The organism is Neorhizobium sp. BETTINA12A, assembly GCF_023006485.1.
Classification (GTDB): Bacteria; Pseudomonadota; Alphaproteobacteria; order Rhizobiales; family Rhizobiaceae; genus Neorhizobium.
Window position 1 is genome coordinate 78,961 of sequence record NZ_JALBGW010000006.1, and the last position, 19,704, is coordinate 98,664.

Consider the following 19,704-nt stretch of genomic DNA (forward strand, 5'->3'; position numbering starts at 1 on the left):
AGGCAGGAGAGGCAAGGCCTGCAAGGCCGTCATCTCTCAGCCCCAGATAGCGAACGAAACACCGGAGACAGTCCATGTTTACAAGGAGAACGATCATGAAAACCACTCTCGCCGCAGGCGCCACCGCCGTTTTTGCGCCTGCAGGACTTGGCCATGCAGCCGGAACCCTGACCTGGAAGCATTTCCCCGCCGGACAGAACGGCTTTTTCCGTGCTCCCGTTCTGGTTTCCGGTGCGACGGAAGCCGTACTGATCGACGGCGGCTTCACGCTCCCAGACGGCAAGGCGCTGGCGGACGCGATCAAGGCGACTGGCAAGACGCTCACCACGATCTACATCAGCCAGTCCGATCCGGATTATTATTTCAGCCTTGGGCCGATCAAGGCGGCTTTCCCGGATGCCAAGGTAATCGCCGCCTCGGCAACCGTTGCCGCCATCAAGGGCAGCGTCGAGAAGAAGCTCGCCGTCTGGGGTCCGCAGCTGAAGGAAAACGGCCCGCAGACGCTGGCCGACGTCGTCATGCCGGAAGCCTTTGACGGCAAGACGCTGACGGTGGATGGCGAGACGATCGAGATCGTCGAAGCGGAAGGACTTGCCAACCGGCGCTATCTCTTCGTCCCGTCGCTGAACGCCGTATTCGGCGGCGTGCTGATCTTCAATGGCGTCCATGTCTGGACTGCGGACACCAACAGCGCCGAACTGCGGGCCGCCTGGATCGCCAATCTCGAGAAGATCGCAGCCCGCAAACCGGCAATCGTGGTCGCCGGCCATATGACCCCGGAAGCGTCGACTGACCTTTCAGGTGTCGCGCATACCCTTGCCTATCTGAAGGCGTTCGAGGAAGAACTGGCCAAGGCCAAGGGCTCAGCCGGGCTCAAGGCGGCGATGGAAGCGCGCTTCCCGGGCCTCGGCATGGGCATTGCTCTGGACATCGGCTCCAAGGTCGCCACGGGCGAGATGAAGTGGGGCTGACCGGTCATGGGTGCAAATCTCGATCTCATCCGTGCCACGTATGAGGGCACCTCGGAAGATAATGGCCGCAACTTAGTTGCGGCCCTGGCGCCCGATGCGACCTGGACGGAAGCCGAAGGTTTTCCCTATGCCGGTACCTATGTCGGAACCGACGCCATCATCGCCGGTGTTTTCCACAGGCTCGCCACTGAATGGATCGGCTACAGCGTCAAAGTCCACACCTATCTGGAGGACGGCGATCGCGTAGCCGCCTTCGGCTTCTATTCCGGCACCTACAAGGCCACGGGCAAGTCGATGACCGCGAGCTTTGCCCATCTCTACCGCGTATCCGATGGCAAGATCGCCAGCATGGTCCAATATGTCGACAGCCATCTCGTCATGCAGGCGTTGGAGAACTGACGGCGGCAGGACGGACGACTTTCCCCTTCAGGATGGTCGTCCACCACCGTCAACGGCCACATTCTCATTGAACCTCGTTGACATACCTATGGTGCGCGGTCGTCGCGCGATGAGCGGAGATTAGAACCGGGACCGCCAGTTGATCATAGGCGACCTCGTCGATCGTCAGAACGGCAGCGGGTAGAGCCAGATCCAGCCACCGAGCATCGGAATCGTTCGCAAGATCGGCACCGATCTGCTCGCGTATGGCCGAGATGCGGATCCCATAATTTTCCAGCAGATGCAGGTAGAAGAGCTGAGGGATTTCCTCCGGCCTTTCGGGGAAGTCCGGGACCCGTTCGCGGGAAAGCGTCAGCGTCTCATGCATGATCGGCCGCTCGTCGACGTAACGCACCCGGTGGAAGGTGACGATCGGCGATCCCTCGTCGATCTGAAGTTTTCGCGCATCGGCAGTGGAAGCAATGCTCCTGTCGAGCGCAGTCACCTTCGTGACCGATTTGCTGAGCGAACCATCCAGACCGTGCAGTCGAAAATACTGAAAAAACAGGCGCAGGCTGTGCTGCGGCTTGCGGCCGGTCACGACTGTGCCGGTCTTGCGACGGCGGCTGAGAAGGCCGTCATTGGTGAGATCCATCAGCGCCCGCCGGATGGTGCCCACGGCCACGCCGTAGGTTTGCGACAGCGCCACTTCGCTCGGCAAAACCGCACCCGGTTCCAGTTTGCCAAGCATGATCGCTTCAGTGATCTGTCGTTTGACCACTTCATAGAGCGGCAACGACAATTCCGTCAGCTTGATCACTCCTGATGAATTATTGGGCAGTTCCGGCAATGATTTGCCTCTTCTTTGGAGTTGACTCAGGGTCTCGATCTACGCAGTATTACTATATAGTTTATATTAAAGCGCAAGCTGGGGAGGCTGGCGCGACGGGTACCGAGGACACTGCCATGAACACGCCGCAGCCAGCTTCTTCGCAACAGGTCCTTGGACCTGCCATGGCAGCGATTGAGCGGGATGTCGAGGTTGCTGTCGATGATCTGGCCCGGATGATCGAAGTTGACACCTCATTCCCGCCGGGTCTGGGCTATGATGCTTTTGCCGATCTGATGGCCGAACTCCTTTCACCCCTGGGGTTCGAGTTCGAGCGGGTGGTCGTGCCGCGTGATCTTTGGCACGTGGCCGGTGGGCCGGCATCCGGCGAGCGGACCAACCTGATTGCCACCCGCGAAACGGGAAAGCCCGTCTGCGGTCTTTATTATCATGTCGACACGGTCCCGGTCGCGCCTGGCTGGGCACGCGATCCTTTGAAACTGACCGTCGAGGGTGACGATCTGTTCGGGCTCGGCGCAGCCGACATGAAGGGCACGATCGCAGCAACCCTGCTGGCGTTGCGGTCCGCAAAAAAATGCGGCCTGCCTCTCTATTACGATCCGATGCTGCTCCTCTGCACCGACGAGGAAGGGGGCCTCTATCCCGGCATTCGCTATCTGGCGGAGCAGGGCAAGTTGAAAGGTCATATCCTCAATTTCAACGGGTCCGCGGCGCCCCGTATATGGGCTGGCTGCTTCGGTGTCTTCCATCTGCAGGTGACGATCAGGGGGCACGCCGTTCATGCGGGCGAAGGCAATCGCACCGGCGCCGGCATCAATGCGATCGAAGGCGCCTTGCCCTTGCTCAATGCCTTGATGGCATTGAAGCCGGACGTGGCCAGCCGGGCATCCGCGCTGACGCCGCCGCCGCACGCGTCAGGTCCGCTGCGGCCGCAGCTTTCAATTTCGGCCGTGAATGGCGGCACCGCCGGCGGACAGGTGCCGGCGGAGATCAAGATTCTCGTGAGCCGACGTTACGCTCCCGAAGAAAACTATGAGGATGCGCGCGCCGAGATCGAAAGCGTGATCCGCGGCAGCGTTGCCGGTACCGGGCTGAAGCTCGAAATTGATCTGGTCGGACACCTCATCCCGACGGGCGATCCGGAAGGTCCGCATTGGCCGCGCTGGCAAGAGGCGCTGTCGCTGGGCTTCGGTTACAAGCCGGAAGACTTTCAAAAATGGGGCGCCGCAAGCTGCTCCGATTTCGGCTACGTGCAGAAGTCCGGTTTTGCCCAGGAGGTGCTGCTGGGCGGGCTTGGCCGCCCGGAAAGCTGCATCCACAGTCCTGAAGAGCACACCACCCGCCAGGACATCATCGCCCTGGCGAAAAGCATACTGGCCTATCTCGCGGCGGACTTTGCCGCCGACGCCATTCCTGAAAACCGCGCCTGAACCATAAGGGAACTGAAAAATGCTGGAAATGAAACGTCGCCTCTTCCTCGCCGGCACCGCCGCCGTCTTTGCTGCACCGGCGCTTGGCCTGGCGCAGACCGCAAAGCCGGCCAAGGGCGGCACGCTGCGCATCTCCGTCGACCAGGCTGCAAGCGTCATCCATCCGCTTTTGACCCGCGTCAACCCGGAATACCTGGTGACCGAGCTGCTCTATAGCAACCTGACACGCCTGAAGGTCGACATGTCGGTCGAGCCGGACCTGGCCGAAAGCTGGACGCCCAACGCTGGCCTGACCGAATGGACGTTCAAGCTGCGCAAGGGCGTGACCTTCCATGACGGCTCGCCGTTCACGGCAAAGGACGTCGTCGCCACCTTCAAGGCAATCCTCGATCCGGCAACAGCGTCGCCCGGCCGCAACAATGTTGGCCCGATCTCCGACATCGTCGCCGTCGACGATACGACGGTGCTGTTCAAGCTCTCCGGCGCCTATGCCGACCTGCCGGTCGCCATGGCCTACACCAACGCTCGCATCATTCCCGCCTCGATCGCCACCGGCGACCTCAAGAGCCTTTCCACCAAGGCTGTGGGCACCGGCCCGTTCAAGCTGGTATCCTACGAGCCGGACCGCCTGATCGTCGTCGAACGCAACCCGAACTATTACGACCCGGCACGCCCTTATCTCGATCGTATCGAGGTCCAGGTATTCCCGGATATCTCCGCCGAAGGTTCGGCGATGATCGCCGGCAACGTCGACATCATCTCGACGCTGCAGCCGACCGAATACCTGCGGCTTGACGGCAATGACGGCGTCGAGGTCCTGCGCACGCCGTCCGGCCAGTTCTGCAACATCAACTTCGGTTGCGACACCGCACCGTTCAATGACGCGCGCGTCCGTCGTGCGATTGCGCTCACGGTCGATCGCGAGGCGATGGTCAACTTCGTTACCGAAGGTTTTGGCACGCCGGGCAACGACACGCCGCTGAACCCGTCCTACCAGTTCTTCAAGGCTGCCAAACAACGCCAGAAGAATATCGCGGAAGCCAAAAAGCTGCTCGCTGAAGCCGGTTTCCCGAATGGCCTGCAAGCGACGCTCATCGCCTCCGACCGCCCGGCGGTGCGCACCCAGCTTGCCGTCGCCCTCAAGGAAATGGCCAAGGAAGCCGGCATTACTATCAACGTCCAGACGATGCCGCACGCCACCTATCTGGAGCAGGTGTGGAAGAAGGGCAGTTTTTACGTCGGCTTCTACAACATGCAGCCGACCCCGGACGGAATCTTCAAGCTTCTCTATACCTCGGATGCCTCCTGGAACGAGACGCGCTGGAACAACAAGGCCTTCGACGCCCTGGTCGCCGAAGCCCGCGGCACGATCGACGCGGCCAAGCGCACCGAGCTTTACACCAAGGCTCAGGAACTGATGAACGAGGAAGTACCCTCGATTATCCCGTCTTTCTTCGACGTGCTGTCGGCCAAGCGGAGTTGGGTCAAGGGTTACGAAGCGCATCCGCGCGCCTCGGTCTTCCGCCTCGACTACGCCTCCCTGACCGACAAGGCGCCCAAGCGCGGCTAACCCCAACTATGCCGGACGCTCCTGGAGCGTCCGGCTGGTGGAACAAGGAACACGACCGTGTCCTCGAACTATATAGCCAAGCGGCTGGTGATGATCGTCTATACGCTCTTCATCGTATCGCTCATCGTTTTCGCCATCACCCAGATCCTGCCGGCCGATGCCGCCGTGATGATGCTGGGTGAGAATGCGACACAGGACGCCCTCGCTGCGCTGCGTCAAAACATGGGGCTCAACGCTCCCGTGTGGCAGCAATATGCAATCTGGCTCGGCCACGTGCTGCAGGGCGATCTCGGCACTTCGCTGCGCACCGGCCAGCCCGTCGGCCCGGTCATGTTCGAGGCGCTCGGCCGTTCGCTGCTTTTGGCTTTCCTGTCGATCGGCCTGATGCTGGTTCTTGCCATTCCGCTCGGCATCATCGCCGCCGTCCGTCGCGGCAAGATCGCCGACATGGTCGTCAGCCTGATCTCCTATGCCGGCGTGGCGCTTCCCGAATTCGTCACGGCGACCGTCGCCGTCCTCGTCTTCGCCGACCTGATGAAATGGTTGCCGCCGACCGGTTATGTGCCGCTCACCGAAAATTTTGTCGGCGGCATCGCGCATCTGGTCCTGCCGGTCTGCGTCATTTCGGTGATCCTGATTGCCCACGTCTCGCGGATGGTGCGGTCGGAACTCGTTGACGTGCTGCACACCGATTATATCCGCGCCGCCCGGCTGAAGGGGATTTCACGCGGACAAGTCCTTCGTCGCCACGCACTGCGCAATGCGCTGTTGCCGACCATCACCATCGTTGCGCTCGATGTCGGTTACCTGCTCGGCGGCGTCATTGTCGTCGAAGAGATCTTTGCCATTCCCGGCATCGGCCGCCAGCTGATCGTGGCGATCCAGGCGCGTGACCTGCCGGCCATCCAGGCCGGCGTGCTGATCATGGCGGCCACCTATTCGATCGTCAATTTCATCGCCGACATCCTCTATGCCTGGCTCGACAAGAGGATCCAGTATGACTGATTTCATCAAACGCCTGCTGCGCACGCCGCAGGGCGCGATCGGTATGTTGCTTGTCCTGCTGGTGCTGGTGGTCGTGCTGTTCGGACCAATGCTCGCGCCGCACGACCCGGAAACGCTTGCACCGCTTACGCGATACAAGGGGCCGAGCGCCGCCTATTGGCTGGGAACGGATCAATATGGCCGCGACATCTTCAGCCGCCTGCTGATCGGCGCCCGCGCCACCGTGGTCATGGCCGTGCTCGCAACCATCGCCGGAACGCTGCTCGGCGCCTTCGTCGGTACCACCTCCGCCTTCCTCGGCGGCCGGGCGGACGAATTGATCATGCGCACCATCGATGCCGTCATGTCGATCCCGAGCCTGCTGTTTGCGCTTCTGGTGGTCAACCTCCTGGGGTCCAGCACGGTCAACGCGCTGATCGCCGTTGCCATCGCGTTTGCGCCGGGCATGGCCCGCATCACCCGCAGCGTCGCGTTGTCGGTTCGCAAGCAGGATTACGTCAATGCGGCGGTCGCCCGTGGCGAGAGCTCAGCCTACATCATCCTGCGGGAAATGCTGCCGAACGTCATCGCGCCGATCATTGTCGAAATGACCATCCGCATCTCCTTTGCGGTCATGCTGTTTGCGACGCTGAGTTTTCTCGGTCTCGGCGCACAGCCGCCGGCGGCCGAATGGGGCCTGATGGTCTCGGAGGCGCGCCGCTACATGCACCTGAGTGCCGGCATCTTGATCTGGCCGAGCGTGGCGATCGCCGTCGTCGCCGTCGGCTTCAATCTTCTGGGCGACGGTCTTCGCGATGCCCTCAATCCGCGAACCTGAGGCCGCCGCCATGACGACAAAACCAGAAACTCCGGTTCTCGCGATCGAGAATTACTCGTTGGATTACGACACGGCCTCCGGCGTCTTCCATGCGCTCAAGAACATCGACCTTTCCGTCCACCGAGGCGAAATCCTCGGCCTGGTCGGCGAATCCGGTTCCGGCAAGACCTCGCTTGCCTGGTCGATCATGCGCTATCTGCCCAAGAACGCCCGCGAACCGGGCGGCCGCATCCTGCTGAGCGGCGAGAACCTGCTCGAAAAGACCGATGCCCAGATCGAGGCCTTTCGCGGCCGACGCATCAGCATGGTATTTCAGGATCCGAGCACGTCGCTCAACCCGACCCTGTCGCTCGGCACGCAACTCGCCGAGGTGCTGGTCCGTCACCGCGGGCTGACACGGCAGCAGGCCTGGAAGGAAGGCGAGGCGATGCTTCACCGCGTCGGTCTGAAGACGCCGGGCGCGATGATGAACCGCATGCCGCACGAGGCATCGGGCGGCGAGAAGCAGCGCGTCGTCATCGCATCGGCGTTTGCGTGCAATCCCGAATGCATCATCTTCGACGAACCGACGACGGCGCTCGACGTCATCACCTCATGCCAAATCCTCGACCTGTTCGTGGAACTGCAGGCCGAGACCGGCGTCGCCTCGCTCTACATTTCCCACGATCTGGCGCTGGTGTCGCGCACGGCCAGCCGCGTCGCCGTCATCCGTCGCGGCGACATCGTCGAGCAGGGCGCGGTGCGCGATATCTTTGCCAATCCGCAGCAGGATTATACCCGCGAACTGATCGCGGCGGTTCCCGATCCGGCCCGCAGGCTGGTCGGCGACATTGTCGTTGACACGGACAAGCCGCTGGTGCGTGTCGAAAACGTCAGCGTCCATTATGGCCGCAAGCCGTTTCTGGCGGCGCTGACCGGCCGCGCCACCGAACGCGTTGCCGGCAACAATGCCATCAGCCTCAGCATCAATCCGGGAGAAATTCTCGGCATCGTCGGCGAATCCGGCTCCGGCAAGTCGACGCTGGCGAAGGCGATGACCGGTCTCAACCGCTTCGAGGGCAAGATCTGGTTCGACGGTCGCGAGATCAGGAACCTTGGCGACATGGACAATGCCTATCGCAAGGACGTGCAGATCATCTTCCAGCACCCCGACGCCTCGCTCAATCCCCGCCAGAAGATCAGCGAGATCCTGTCGCGGCCGCTGAAGCTGTTCGGGGACGCGTCTCATCTCGACCAGAAGGTCGGCGACATGCTGGAGCAGGTGCGCCTGCCGCGCACCCATGCCCAGAGGTATCCGCATCAGCTGTCGGGCGGCGAGAAACAGCGGGTGGCGATCGCCCGTGCGTTTGCCTCCAAGCCGAAATTGGTGATCTGCGACGAGATCACTTCGGCGCTCGACGTGTCGGTGCAGGCGTCCATCGTCCAGCTGCTGCTGGAACTGCAGAAGGCCAGCGGCACCGCCTACCTGTTCATTACCCACGACCTCAACCTTATCCGCCAGATCGCCCACCGGATCGCCGTGATGTATCGCGGCAATCTCGTCGAGATCGCACCCGCAGCAGACATCGATAGCCAGGATCGCGCCGAATATACCCGTCGCCTGATCGAGGCGGTGCCGCGCGCGGCCGGCCAATACCTATGACAATACATCAAGGAGTATGACAATGGACCCGAAATCCCTGGTGGATCGGATCGACGAAAAGGCCTGCCTCGATTTCCTGTCGAAGATGGTTCAGCACAAGAGCCATTCGGAAACCGATGGCGAGCGTGATCTTGCGCGCTACATGGCCGGCGAACTGGAAAAGATCGGGGTCGAAGCCGAATTGCAGCCGTTCGACGAAGGCCGCCGCTTCAACACGATCGGACGCCTCAAGGGTACCGGCGGCGGCAAGAGCCTGCTGTTCAACGGCCATCTCGACACCAATCCGGTTACCGAAGGCTGGACGGTCGATCCCTATGCCGGCCTCGTCGATGACAAGTTCATCTACGGTATCGGCGTGTCGAACATGAAGGCCGGCGATGCCGCCTATTTCTGCGCGGTAAAGACGCTGCTCGATGCCGGCATCAAGCTCAAGGGCGACGTTATCCTGACCTTCGTGGTCGGCGAGCTGCAGGGCGGCGTCGGCACGCTTGCGGCGATCAGACACGGCGTCAAGGCGGACTATTTCATCAACAGCGAACCGAGCGATCTCGTCGCCGTCACCATGCATGCGGCAGCGCTCAGCTATGTCATCGAGCTGACCGGCGACACGCGGCATCTCTCCAAGCGCGAGGAATCCGTCGACGCGATCGCCGCGGCCTGCGACATCATCCCGCGCATCAACGCCATGACCTTCAGCGGCGCCAGGAGCGACGTGCACCGGTCGATCAACCGCGGCCATGTCGGCGTCGTCCATGGTGCGCTCGGGCGCGGTCTCGAAGAATGGCGCCCGCCGCAGGTCGCGGATTTCGTCCGCCTCAAGGGCTCGTGCCGTTATGCGCCGGGGCAGACGCAGGAGGGCGTGCTGGCCGATCTCGAAAAGGAACTGGTGGCCCTTGAAGGCCGCTTCCCCGGCCTCAAGGCAAAGCTGGTTCCGGAATTGATCGAGGGTCGCCCGCTGATGCCGCCCTTCGAGGTCTCGCCGACATCGCGCATCGTCAAATCGATCAACGCAGCCTATGAAGCCGTGCGGGGCGAAAAACAGCCGACCGGCGCGATCACGCCCACCCGGTTCTACGGTACCGATGCCGGCCATCTCTACAAGGAACTCGGCATGGAAGGCATCGTGTGCGGCCCCGGCGGCCGTTACAACACCATGCCCGACGAGCGTGTCGATATCGTCGACTATCTCGACATGATCCGCGTCTACATGCTGACCATCCTCGATATCTGCGAGGTTGCCTGACCATGTTTTCCCGGGTGGAATTCGATCGCCGTATCGCATGCGCCCGGGACGCCATGGCTTCCGCCGGCGTCGATCTGCTGCTCGTCGATAGCGGCGAACTGCTGGCCTGGCTGACCGGCTACACCGTTTCCGAAACCATGTGCCGCGCCGCCTTTTTGTCGCGCGAGGGCGACGCCTGGTTTACGCTGCGGGCGCTGGACGAGGCGCCGTGCCGGGAAAAGAGCTGGATTTCCGACGTGGTCGGCTTCGCCGATACCGGCTTTACGCTGGCTTAGGCTTCACCGATACTAGCCAATCCATCGGCCCGTAAGGCTTTCTTGATCTCGATAGCAGCATCAACGAACCTGTCGAACTCTTCTTCATCGAAAGGGTAATATTGATAGTTGCCCGATGCTTTAGAGGCTAACACTACATAGACGCCACCGCTTCCGCTATCGCGTTTAATACGTAAGGACATAACGCAACTGCCGTTCATAATGTGAACGTCGGATTGCCGGATTATCTTTCCAGTCAGCACTCTCTTCAACGATTTAAAAAGTCCCGCCATCTAATCCCTAGAACCCCAACAGCAGCATAGTCAAACCTAGCTCGTTTCCCATTGGTATCATCGTGTACAGTGGAACGAAAGCTTAGCGGTTTGTCGCGGTGCTTTCATTTTAAGGCTCTCAGGTTGAGCTCAGAGGGATAGGCCCTGGGTAAAAGGTCATCAATTTGGCTGTTTGGATGGCCGTTGACGATCCTGGTAAGCACGTCGGCGAGATAGCCAAGTGGTTCGACATGATTGAGCTTGGGGGTCTCGATGAGCGACGCGATGGTCGCCCAGTGTTCGGCTCCGGCATCAGAGCCTGCAAATAACGCGTTCTTTCGATTTAGAGCAATTGGCCTGATGGATCGCTCGACGGTGTTGGAGTCGATCTCGATACGACCGTCGTCGATGAACCTGGTCAGCCCATCCCAGCGTGACAAAGCGTACCGGATTGCTTCGGCCAGCTTTGTCTTCTGGCTGATGAGGCCGAGCTGTTCGGTGAGCCAGGGGGCAAGGCTGTCGGTGATCGGACGGCTCTTCTCTTGTCTGATGGCACGACGATCATCTTGCGTCCGGTCGCGCATCTCGTCTTCGTTTCTGTAGAGTTCGGCAATGCGCCGTAGCGCCTCGGTGGCAATGGGTGCGGGACCGGCGGCGGCCAGTTCGTAAAAGCGCCGACGAACATGCGACCAGCAGAAAGCCAGAGAGACGGTGTTCTTAGCAGCCAACGGGCGATAGCCGCTGTACCCCTCGACCTGGAGAATGCCGACGAAGCCTTCGAGATGCGCCATCGGGCGCTCGGCCTTGCGATCCGGTGCGTAGACATAAACGACACCCGGTGGATCGTTCCCCTGCCACGGTCGGTCATCACGCGCATAGGTCCAGAGTTGCCCGGTCTTGGTCTTGCCGCGTCCCGGATCAAGCACGGGTGCCGTTGTCTCGTCAGCGGAGAGCTTGGAAGATGTCTTCAACGCTCCGGCTGCTCTCGCAACTGTCGACGCCAGGTGAATAAACCATGCCGTCGAGCAACAGCACTCACCGACACCTCGCCGCTATAACTCTCCGCGACAATCTGGTGCTTCTCCTCGTCGCTCCAATCACGACGGCGGCCCGCGCCAGTGAAAACCTCAAACCGCTGCACACCCTCATCGGCCTTGGTGCTATGCGTAAACCCTGTAATCGTCATATGTCGAAGCCCTGTTTGAGCACAACATCAACGATCAAACGTCAATCCGGAAGGTGGGACCAAAACAGCGCTTACGGTCTTTTTGGCGCTGGAGAATCTTTAAGATACGGACTTGACAATTCTCAGCTAGGACATCAATCTGGCAACTAAGATATCAGTTGGTGAATAGATATGTCTGAAGTCGTGCAGATTCCTGCTCTTCCCCTTGAGGAATTGCTTCGGCCGTTCCTGATGGAAGGCACGGGCAATACGACCAATAAGGTCTATCGCCTGCTGCGGCAGCTTATCGTTGAAGTCAGGCTGCTTCCCGGCCGCGCGCTTCCCGAAAAGGAGGTTGCGGCGATCCTGCATGTCAGCAAGACGCCGGTGCGTGAGGCAATCATCCGTCTTTCAGAAGAAGGCCTGATCAAGGTCGTCCCGCAAGGGGGCACGTTCGTCGCAACGATCGAGGTGCAGCGTTACATCGAGGCCTGTTTTATCCGGTTTCGTCTAGAGGCGGGAGCTGCAGCCGAAGCGGCCAAGCGCCACACGTTCGAGGATCTCGGCCGCCTGGAACTCCTGCTCAACCAGCAGATCGAGGCCGTCGAGAGCGAGGACTACACCAGCTTCTTCGAACTGGACGAGAGCTTTCACAAGGCGATCTTTGCGGCGGCGCGCCTCAGCGGCGTCTGGTCGTTCGTCAACCAGGCGAAGGGGGAAATCGACCGCATGCGTCATCTGAAGATGGTGTTCGGGGTGCGCCGCACCGGCGAGGTCATCGACGAGCATCGCGCCATTGTCGAGGCCATCGGGGCTGCGTCCCCGGATGCCGCGGTGGCGGCGATGACCCGGCATCTGGGTTCGTTGGAAAGCAAGATCACGGAGCTTTCAAAAGATCCGAAGCTGTGGAGCTACATCGAATCCATCAATGCAACAACGACGGAAAAACGGAGGCCGCGGCGCAGTCTGACCTGAAGGCGGACGCAGCGGGAGGAAACTGAAATGTCTGCAGTGGAATTGAACGACGTAGTGAAACGCTACGGCGCACTCGAAGTCGTGCATTCTATCGATCTGTCGGTGGTGCAGGGAGAATTCGTCGTCCTGGTCGGCCCGTCGGGCTGCGGCAAGTCGACAACGTTGCGCATGGTCGCCGGGCTTGAGGATATCTCCGGCGGCACGATCTCCATCGGTGGGCGCGTCGTCAACCGCATGGCGCCCAAGGATCGCGATGTCGCGATGGTCTTCCAGAATTATGCGCTCTACCCGCATCTCAACGTCGCGGAAAATATCGCCTTCGGCCTGCGCGTCCGCGGCGAGAAGAATGCGGTGGTTGAGGCAGCCGTCAGCGAGGCGGCGACGATCCTCGATCTGACGCCCTACCTGAAGCGCAAGCCCGCGGACCTTTCCGGCGGTCAAAGGCAGCGGGTGGCGATGGGACGGGCGATCGTGCGCAAGCCGAGGGTCTTTCTTTTCGACGAGCCGCTTTCGAACCTCGACGCCAAGTTGCGCACCCAGATGCGCGCCGAAATCCGCCGGCTGCACAACCGCATGGGCGTCACCAGCATCTACGTGACCCACGACCAGGTGGAGGCCATGACGCTCGCCGACCGTATCGTGGTGATGAATAGCGGCCGCGTCGAGCAGGTGGGCTCTCCCATGGAGCTTTTTCTCAATCCGGCGAATGCCTTCGTCGCGAGCTTCCTCGGTTCACCACCCATGAACCTGCTGAAAGCGACCGTGACCGCTGCGAACGGCGCAGCCGTCGCACGGATCGACGGGACCGATGACAATCCGGCGCAACTCACGCTCCCCGCCTGGAGCGGCGCCGCCCTCGACGCGGGCCAGCGCATTCTCGTCGGTCTGCGGCCGGAGCATCTGGAGATTGAGACCGGCACGGTCGCGGATGTCCAGACCATTCCGACGACGGTCGATCTTGTCGAGCCGCTTGGTTCCGAAGCCCTGCTGCATTGCCGGATCGCCGGCCAGCCGGTCGTCGCCAAGGTCGACACGCCGTCCGATGTCCAGAAGCTCGCCGAGGTCCGGCAGCTGCTGATGCCGACCGACAGGCTTCACATTTTCGACCTGGAAACCGGCCGGGCCGTCAACGGCCGTTCGTGAGGTGGATGATGACATCGAGGATGACCCACTATCTGAAAGGCATAGGCGAAGATCTTCGCCGGGACTGGCAGCTCTATCTGCTCGCCTTGCCGATGATCGTCTGGTTTCTGCTGTTTCTCTACAAGCCGATGGAAGGGCTGCAGATAGCCTTCAAGGACTTCAGCCCCTTCCGCGGCATCGCCGGCAGTCCCTGGGTCGGGCTTGAGAATTTCCGCACCCTTCTCGAAGACCAGATCTTCATCCGCGCCTTCGTCAACACGATCACCATCAGCGGGCTCGGGCTGATCTTCGCCTTCCCGGTGCCGATCATCCTGGCGCTGATGTTCAACGAACTGCAGAGCGAGTTCGGCCGGCGCTTCTCTCAGACGATTGTCTACCTGCCGCACTTCATCTCGGTGGTGATCGTCGCCGGCATCGTCATCAATCTTCTGTCTCCGACGACGGGCGTGATCAATCTCATCATATCCAGCCTGGGGTTCGAGCCGGTCTATTTCCTCACCCAGCCGGAATGGTTCCGGTCGGTGTTCATCGGCTCCAACATCTGGAAAGAGGCGGGCTTCGAATCGATCGTCTACCTGGCCGCGATCGCCGGCGTCAGTCCGACGCTCTACGAATCGGCGCGGGTGGACGGCGCCTCGCGGTGGCAGATGATATGGCGGATCACGCTGCCCTGCATCCTGCCGACGATCATCATCATGCTGATTATCCGCATCGGCAACCTCGTCGAGGTCGGGTTCGAATATATCATCCTTCTCTATCAGCCGGCCACCTATAGCACCGCCGACGTCGTCTCGACCTACGTCTACCGGACCGGCCTGCAGGGAACCCAATACGATCTCGCAACCGCGGCCGGCCTGTTCAACGCCGTCATCGCCTTCGCTCTCGTCTTCACGGCCAACCGGATCAGCCGGAAGGTCTCGTCAACCTCGCTCTGGTGATGTCATGGCACATTTCAACCTCTATTCCCGGGGCGACCGGATCTTCGGATATGCCAATGCGGCGCTGATCGGCATCTTCGTCCTGTCGACGCTCTATCCGTTCATTTACATCCTGGCGGTATCGATCTCCTCGGGCGCCGCGGTCACCTCGGGGCAGGTTATCCTTTTCCCGAAGGATCTGACGCTTGCGGCCTACGAGTTCGTGCTCTCGGACCGGCTGTTCTGGATCGCTTACGGCAATACCTTCATCTACACGTTCGGCGGCACGGCGGTCAGCCTCGCGATCATGATCCCTGGCGCCTATGCCCTGTCCCGCTCGCGGCTGCGCGGCCGCAAGTTCCTGAACCTGATGGTGGCGTTCACGCTCTGGTTCAATGCGGGAATGATCCCGTTCTTCCTGAACATGCGCGATCTCGGCCTGCTGGACTCGCGCTTCGGGCTGATCATCGGCTTTGCCTGCAACGCCTTCAACGTCATTCTGCTGCGCAATTTTTTCGAGGCCGTCCCGAAATCCTTCGAGGAAGCCGCCAAGATGGACGGCGCAAGCGAGTTCCAGCTGCTCTGGAAGGTCTTCATTCCGCTCTCCAAGCCGGCGATCATCACGGTCGGCCTGTTCTGCATCGTGTCGCGCTGGAACAGTTATTTCTGGGCCATGGTGCTTCTGCGGGGCGAAGAGAAGATCCCCCTGCAGCTCTACCTGAAACGGATCATCGTCGACCTGAGCGCCAATGACGAGTTCGCCAGCAGTCTGATGACGTCGCGCTATTCGTTCGAGACGGTGACGGCGGCGATCATGATCGCCTCGATCATCCCGGTCCTGCTCATTTATCCGAGCATCCAGAAATACTTCAACAAGGGCATCACCCTTGGCGGGGTGAAGGAATAACGCCTGTCAAAGCCAAATCTATTTAAGGAGGAGAAATGGATGAGACACTTTCGAAAAAGCCTTACCCTGCTGGCCACATGCGCCTTGCTGGAGGTCGGCGGAGCCCATGCTCAGGACGCCTCGACCAAGATCGTCGCCAATCCGCTCGAGCTGACGATCCACTTTCATTTTCGTGACAAATACGTCTACACGGAAAACTGGCCGGTAGAGAAGAAGGCGGCCGAATGGACCGGCATCCACGTCAAGAACGTGGCGTCTCTCGCCACCAGCAACAGCCGCGACGCGTTCAATCTGTTGATGGCGTCCGGGAACCTGCCGGACATCGTCGGCGGCGACGTCACCGGCGGCCTGAAGGACGATTTCATCCGTTACGGGATGGAAGGAGCATTCCAGCCGCTCGACGACCTCATCGCGGAACATGCCCCCAATCTGAAGAAGTTCTTCGACGAACATCCTGTCGTGCGCCAGACGATCAGCGCGCCGGATGGCCATATCTATTTCATCCCTTATGTCCCGGAGGGCGAATATTCGCGCGCCTGGTTCATCCGCAAGGACTGGCTGGAGAAGCTGGGCCTCAAGGAGCCTGGCAATGTCGACGAGCTCTACACGGTGCTCAAGGCGTTTCGCGAGAAGGACCCGAACGGCAACGGCAAGAAGGACGAGGTTCCGTATTTCGCCCGCGAGCCGATCGAGGCGGTGCGGTTGATCAACATGTGGGATGCCCGCGTCTCGGGGTCGGAGCGTTATGGCGATTTCATGGTCGAGAACGGCAAGATCGTCCATCCCTGGACGACGCCGAACTACAAGACCGGGATTTCCAAAGTCGCCCAATGGTTCAAGGAAGGCCTGATCGATACCGAGATCTTCACGCGGGGCGCGCGCGACCGGGAATACATGCTCGGCAACAATATCGGCGGCATGACGCATGACTGGTTCGCCAGCACCTCGAACTATACCGACGCTCTGAAGGACACCGTTCCCGGCATCAATTTTGCGCCGATGCTGCCGCCGAAGACGGTTTCCGGCAAGCGGTTCGAAGACAGCCGCCGCGCCACCGTGCAGCCGGCCGGATGGGCGATCTCCTACAGCAACAAGCATCCGGTCGAGACGATCAAATATTTCGACTTCTGGTTCTCCGAGAAGGGCCGCATCCTGTCCAACTGGGGTATCGAGGGCGTCAATTACGACATGAAGGACGGCAAGCCGCTTTACAAGGACAGCGTGCTGCACAATCCGAAGCCCGTAAACGCCCAGATGTGGGAGATCGGCGCCGGCGTACCGCGCGGTTACTGGGCCTCCTATCCGTCCGAGGAGCAGTGGACCAACAAGATGGCCCTCGACGGCATCGCCATGTACAAAAAGGAGCCTGGCCTCCTGCAGCCGGAATTCACCGGCGTCTCCATGGATGCCAAGGAGCGTGCCACCTACGACAAGTACTGGCCGAGCCTGCTTACCTACATGACCGAGATGCAGCAGACCTGGGTGCTGGGCGCGCAGGATGTCGCGGCATCCTGGGACGCCTACCAGGCCCGTCTCGAACAGCTTGGCCTCTCCAAGGTGATCAAGGTCATGCAGACGGCTTACGACCGCCAGTACGGCAAGAACTGACACCTCCGGGCGCGGCCAGCCCGCGCCCTCTTCTCCATAGATTTAAAGGATCTCACTGCGATGCCCAAAATCGCCGACGCCCCCCGTTTGCAGTATCTCGACGAGCCGAAGCCCGGCACGCTGACGATCACATACCAGCCGGACGGCGCCCCCATCCAGGAGAACCCGCCGCGCTTCAGCTGGCTACCGGCGCTTGACGATGATGCCCGTTACGTTCTGAAGGTCTCGCCCGATCCGGACTTCGCGCCCGGGGTCACGCACGTCTTTGAAAATCTGACCTGGAACTTCTTCACGCCCGACGTGATATTCGAGCCCGGCTCCTATTCCTGGGCGTTCGCGCTCTGGGACGCCAAAGCAAAACGCGTCGCCTCAGCGTGGAGCAGCGTCCGGTCGTTCGACATCACTCCCGACCTGCCGCAAACGCAGCTGCCGCGCGCCGAAGCCCGGCTTCAGGCGAGAGACCTTCGCCATCCCCGTCTATGGCTCAATCCCGATGGGGTGGTCGCCTTTCGGGAGACGCTCAAGTCGGCACCCGATCACTGCGGCTGGCAGAATTTCTTCAACAATTCCGTCGAACCCTGGCTATCGCGCGCGATAATTTCCGAGCCTTCCCCCTATCCGGACAATATCCGCATCGCAACGCTGTGGCGGCAGATGTATATCGACTGCCAGGAGGTCATCTATGCCATCCGCCATCTGGCCATTGGCGGCGTGATCCTGGATGACCCCGCCCTGATTGCCATGGCCAAGACCTGGCTTCTGTCCGTTGCCGCATGGGATCCGAAAGGCGCGACGAGCCGCTCCTACAACGACGAGGCGGCCTTCCGCGTCGTCACCGCGCTCGCCTGGGGTTACGACTGGCTACACGACCATCTGGATGAGGATGAGCGCAAACAGGTCCGAAATGTGCTGCTTGCCCGCACCCGCGAAGTGGCCGACCATGTCCTGTGGCGCGCGCGCATCCATGTCTTTCCCTATGACAGCCATGCGGTACGTTCCCTTTCGGCGGCATTGACGGCCGCCTGCATCGCGCTGGCCGGCGAGGAGAAGGAGGCGGAGGACTGGCTGGACTATACGGTAGAATTCCTCTTCACCCTTTATTCCCCCTGGGGCGGCAAGGATGGCGGCTGGGCCGAGGGGCCGCATTACTGGATGACCGGGATCGCCTATCTGACCGAGGCGGCCAACCTGATCCGCGCCTTTCTCAAGGTCGATCTCTACCAGCGGCCGTTCTTCCAGAAGACCGGTGATTTTCCGCTTTACACGAAGGCGCCAGGCACGCGCCGCGCCTGTTTCGGAGACGACTCGACACTCGGCGATCCGCCGGGCCTCAAGGTCGGATACAATGTCCGTCAGTTCGCCGGGGTGACGGGCAATCCCTATTACCAATGGTATTACGAACGCCTGAACGCGGGGGCGGCCGGCACCGCGATGGAATTCTATAATTATGGCTGGTGGGATCTCAATTTCGACGATCTCGTCTATCGCCACGATTATCCGCCGGTCGAAGCCAGGGCGCCATCCGACCTGCCGCCGGTCAAGTGGTTCAAGGACATCGGCTGGGTCGCCGTCCAAAAACACATGGACGACCCTGCTCGACATATCCAGTTCCTGTTCAAGAGCAGTTCCTTCGGCTCCCTCAGTCACAGCCACGGCGACCAGAACGCCTTCCTTCTTTATGCCTTCGGCGAGGACCTGGCGATCCAGAGCGGCTATTATGTCGCCTTCAACTCCACCATGCACCGCAACTGGCGGCGCCAGACGATCTCCAAGAACGCCGTCCTGATCGAAGGCAGGGGCCAGTATGCCGACGGCGACAAGACGATCGCCAAGAAGGCCGGCGGGCGGATCCTCGCGGTCCGGGAAGAAAAGACGCATGTCTTCATCAGCGGCGATGCGACGGCCGCCTACCATGCCGCCGATCCGGACGTCCTGCGCGCCGAACGAGATATCTATTTCTCGCACAGCGATTTTCTGGTGATCGTCGACCGTGTCGAATGCGCGACTGCCAAGTCGATCCAGTGGCTGTTCCATGCCACCCGGTCCATGGATGTCGGATCGAACAGCTTCCGGCTGACCGGAGAACGCGCCGGGCTCTACGGACAGTTCGTCCACTCCACGTCCGGAGCGCCTGAAGTTCGGCTGGTGGAAGGCTTCAAGGGCGTCGATCCGGTCGAAGTCGAGGGGCTGGCGACGCAATTCCATATCGAGGCAAGCCTTCCCCCGTCCACCAAGCACACGCTCGTGACCCTACTCGTCCCTTATTCGCTGAACGAACCGAGGCGGGTCTTCCACTTCATCGACGACCAGGGCTTCAGCGCCGACATCTATTTCACCGATGTCGACGACAACCAGCTGCGGATCGTCATCCCGAAGAACTTCTGATTGCGCAAGGAATTTCCCATGAACGGATTGAAAGACAAGGTCATCCTGGTGACCGGCGGCGGACGCGACATCGGCAGGGCCTGTGCCGAACGGCTGGCTGAGGAGGGCGCCCGGGTGGTGGTGACCTATTTCGGCTCGGCCGCCGGGGCACAGGCCAGCATCGCGGCCATTG

At 61.0% G+C, this 19,704-nt stretch carries 19 protein-coding genes and 1 pseudogene; 16 read left to right on the forward strand and 4 right to left on the reverse strand.

Translation table 11 applies throughout. The features are described 5' to 3' along the window. Window positions 1–74 precede the first annotated feature (74 nt). Together MOV61_RS03425 and MOV61_RS03430 are read left to right on the forward strand one after the other, a co-directional pair. On the forward strand, window positions 75–971 hold the full coding sequence (locus MOV61_RS03425) for an MBL fold metallo-hydrolase (RefSeq protein ID WP_247135562.1): 897 nt from the start codon (window positions 75–77) through the stop codon (window positions 969–971). Window positions 972–977: 6 nt separating this feature from the next. Beyond that, complete coding sequence (locus MOV61_RS03430; protein ID WP_247135563.1) at window positions 978–1,370, forward strand: nuclear transport factor 2 family protein; 393 nt, start codon at window positions 978–980, stop codon at window positions 1,368–1,370. Between the two features lie 64 nt (window positions 1,371–1,434). Here the strand turns inward: MOV61_RS03430 and MOV61_RS03435 are convergent, their stop codons facing one another. Beyond that, window positions 1,435–2,199, reverse strand: coding sequence for a GntR family transcriptional regulator (locus tag MOV61_RS03435; RefSeq protein WP_408962344.1), 765 nt, complete (start codon window positions 2,197–2,199; stop codon window positions 1,435–1,437). A 116-nt stretch (window positions 2,200–2,315) separates the two neighbouring features. On the opposite strand from MOV61_RS03435, the gene MOV61_RS03440 reads away from it, so the two are divergent. The 7 genes from MOV61_RS03440 to MOV61_RS03470 are packed head-to-tail and all read left to right on the forward strand — an operon-like array spanning window position 2,316 to window position 10,181. Next, window positions 2,316–3,629 carry a M20 family metallopeptidase gene (locus tag MOV61_RS03440; protein WP_247135579.1) on the forward strand — a complete coding sequence of 438 codons (1,314 nt, stop codon included), beginning with the start codon at window positions 2,316–2,318 and terminating at the stop codon, window positions 3,627–3,629. Window positions 3,630–3,648: 19 nt separating this feature from the next. Further along, complete coding sequence (locus MOV61_RS03445) at window positions 3,649–5,199, forward strand: ABC transporter substrate-binding protein (protein ID WP_247135565.1); 1,551 nt, start codon at window positions 3,649–3,651, stop codon at window positions 5,197–5,199. A 57-nt stretch (window positions 5,200–5,256) separates the two neighbouring features. Then, on the forward strand, window positions 5,257–6,204 hold the full coding sequence (locus tag MOV61_RS03450) for an ABC transporter permease (RefSeq protein ID WP_247135566.1): 948 nt from the start codon (window positions 5,257–5,259) through the stop codon (window positions 6,202–6,204). Continuing rightward, window positions 6,197–7,021, forward strand: coding sequence for an ABC transporter permease (locus MOV61_RS03455; protein WP_247135567.1), 825 nt, complete (start codon window positions 6,197–6,199; stop codon window positions 7,019–7,021). Before MOV61_RS03450 ends, MOV61_RS03455 begins: the two co-directional genes overlap by 8 nt. Window positions 7,022–7,031: 10 nt before the next feature. Further along, window positions 7,032–8,663, forward strand: coding sequence for an ABC transporter ATP-binding protein (locus MOV61_RS03460; protein WP_247135568.1), 1,632 nt, complete (start codon window positions 7,032–7,034; stop codon window positions 8,661–8,663). A 22-nt stretch (window positions 8,664–8,685) separates the two neighbouring features. Next, window positions 8,686–9,906: a M20 family metallopeptidase gene (locus MOV61_RS03465; protein WP_247135569.1), complete on the forward strand. Its 1,221-nt coding sequence runs from the start codon at window positions 8,686–8,688 to the stop codon at window positions 9,904–9,906. Window positions 9,907–9,908: 2 nt separating this feature from the next. Beyond that, window positions 9,909–10,181, forward strand: coding sequence for an aminopeptidase P family N-terminal domain-containing protein (locus MOV61_RS03470; RefSeq protein WP_247135570.1), 273 nt, complete (start codon window positions 9,909–9,911; stop codon window positions 10,179–10,181). Here MOV61_RS03470 and MOV61_RS03475 read toward each other — a convergent pair. The 3 genes and pseudogenes from MOV61_RS03475 to MOV61_RS03485 form a co-directional block, all read right to left on the reverse strand. Then, window positions 10,178–10,453 (reverse strand): hypothetical protein, encoded by a 276-nt coding sequence (locus tag MOV61_RS03475; protein ID WP_040124412.1) that lies wholly within the window; start codon window positions 10,451–10,453, stop codon window positions 10,178–10,180. The two genes, MOV61_RS03470 and MOV61_RS03475, sit on opposite strands and share 4 nt — an antisense overlap. 104 nt (window positions 10,454–10,557) lie before the next feature. Then, window positions 10,558–11,418 (reverse strand): annotated as a pseudogene (tnpC, locus tag MOV61_RS03480) (IS66 family transposase); the annotation flags it as partial. Beyond that, complete coding sequence (locus MOV61_RS03485; RefSeq protein ID WP_157885290.1) at window positions 11,400–11,618, reverse strand: transposase; 219 nt, start codon at window positions 11,616–11,618, stop codon at window positions 11,400–11,402. The gene MOV61_RS03485 and the pseudogene tnpC, both read right to left, overlap by 19 nt. 171 nt (window positions 11,619–11,789) lie before the next feature. On the opposite strand from MOV61_RS03485, the gene MOV61_RS03490 reads away from it, so the two are divergent. From MOV61_RS03490 to MOV61_RS03520, 7 genes are all read left to right on the forward strand, one after another. Further along, window positions 11,790–12,572, forward strand: coding sequence for a GntR family transcriptional regulator (locus MOV61_RS03490; RefSeq protein ID WP_041364453.1), 783 nt, complete (start codon window positions 11,790–11,792; stop codon window positions 12,570–12,572). Between the two features lie 27 nt (window positions 12,573–12,599). Then, complete coding sequence (locus MOV61_RS03495) at window positions 12,600–13,715, forward strand: ABC transporter ATP-binding protein (RefSeq protein WP_247135571.1); 1,116 nt, start codon at window positions 12,600–12,602, stop codon at window positions 13,713–13,715. Window positions 13,716–13,723: 8 nt separating this feature from the next. After that, window positions 13,724–14,653, forward strand: a complete 930-nt coding sequence (locus MOV61_RS03500; protein ID WP_408962345.1) for an ABC transporter permease — start codon at window positions 13,724–13,726, stop codon at window positions 14,651–14,653. Between the two features lie 4 nt (window positions 14,654–14,657). Further along, complete coding sequence (locus MOV61_RS03505) at window positions 14,658–15,539, forward strand: carbohydrate ABC transporter permease (protein WP_040124419.1); 882 nt, start codon at window positions 14,658–14,660, stop codon at window positions 15,537–15,539. Between the two features lie 39 nt (window positions 15,540–15,578). Continuing rightward, window positions 15,579–17,147: an extracellular solute-binding protein gene (locus tag MOV61_RS03510; RefSeq protein ID WP_247135573.1), complete on the forward strand. Its 1,569-nt coding sequence runs from the start codon at window positions 15,579–15,581 to the stop codon at window positions 17,145–17,147. 60 nt (window positions 17,148–17,207) lie between these two features. After that, window positions 17,208–19,532 carry a DUF4962 domain-containing protein gene (locus MOV61_RS03515; RefSeq protein ID WP_247135574.1) on the forward strand — a complete coding sequence of 775 codons (2,325 nt, stop codon included), beginning with the start codon at window positions 17,208–17,210 and terminating at the stop codon, window positions 19,530–19,532. A gap of 18 nt (window positions 19,533–19,550) precedes the next feature. After that, on the forward strand, window positions 19,551–19,704 hold a 154-nt coding region (locus tag MOV61_RS03520), incomplete at its 3' end, for an SDR family NAD(P)-dependent oxidoreductase (protein WP_247135580.1).

Bases quoted from the DNA above. Each gene is read 5' to 3' on its own strand.
- MOV61_RS03440 (WP_247135579.1), top strand. From the start codon at position 2,316: ATGAACACGCCGCAGCCAGCTTCTTCGCAACAGGTCCTTGGACCTGCC.
- MOV61_RS03460 (WP_247135568.1), top strand. From the start codon at position 7,032: ATGACGACAAAACCAGAAACTCCGGTTCTCGCGATCGAGAATTACTCG.
- MOV61_RS03510 (WP_247135573.1), top strand. From the start codon at position 15,579: ATGAGACACTTTCGAAAAAGCCTTACCCTGCTGGCCACATGCGCCTTG.
- MOV61_RS03445 (WP_247135565.1), top strand. From the start codon at position 3,649: ATGCTGGAAATGAAACGTCGCCTCTTCCTCGCCGGCACCGCCGCCGTC.
- MOV61_RS03430 (WP_247135563.1), top strand. From the start codon at position 978: ATGGGTGCAAATCTCGATCTCATCCGTGCCACGTATGAGGGCACCTCG.
- MOV61_RS03495 (WP_247135571.1), top strand. From the start codon at position 12,600: ATGTCTGCAGTGGAATTGAACGACGTAGTGAAACGCTACGGCGCACTC.
- MOV61_RS03465 (WP_247135569.1), top strand. From the start codon at position 8,686: ATGGACCCGAAATCCCTGGTGGATCGGATCGACGAAAAGGCCTGCCTC.
- MOV61_RS03425 (WP_247135562.1), top strand. From the start codon at position 75: ATGTTTACAAGGAGAACGATCATGAAAACCACTCTCGCCGCAGGCGCC.
- MOV61_RS03500 (WP_408962345.1), top strand. From the start codon at position 13,724: ATGACATCGAGGATGACCCACTATCTGAAAGGCATAGGCGAAGATCTT.
- MOV61_RS03490 (WP_041364453.1), top strand. From the start codon at position 11,790: ATGTCTGAAGTCGTGCAGATTCCTGCTCTTCCCCTTGAGGAATTGCTT.
- MOV61_RS03505 (WP_040124419.1), top strand. From the start codon at position 14,658: ATGGCACATTTCAACCTCTATTCCCGGGGCGACCGGATCTTCGGATAT.
- MOV61_RS03455 (WP_247135567.1), top strand. From the start codon at position 6,197: ATGACTGATTTCATCAAACGCCTGCTGCGCACGCCGCAGGGCGCGATC.
- MOV61_RS03475 (WP_040124412.1), bottom strand. From the start codon at position 10,453: ATGGCGGGACTTTTTAAATCGTTGAAGAGAGTGCTGACTGGAAAGATA.
- MOV61_RS03515 (WP_247135574.1), top strand. From the start codon at position 17,208: ATGCCCAAAATCGCCGACGCCCCCCGTTTGCAGTATCTCGACGAGCCG.
- MOV61_RS03485 (WP_157885290.1), bottom strand. From the start codon at position 11,618: ATGACGATTACAGGGTTTACGCATAGCACCAAGGCCGATGAGGGTGTG.
- MOV61_RS03470 (WP_247135570.1), top strand. From the start codon at position 9,909: ATGTTTTCCCGGGTGGAATTCGATCGCCGTATCGCATGCGCCCGGGAC.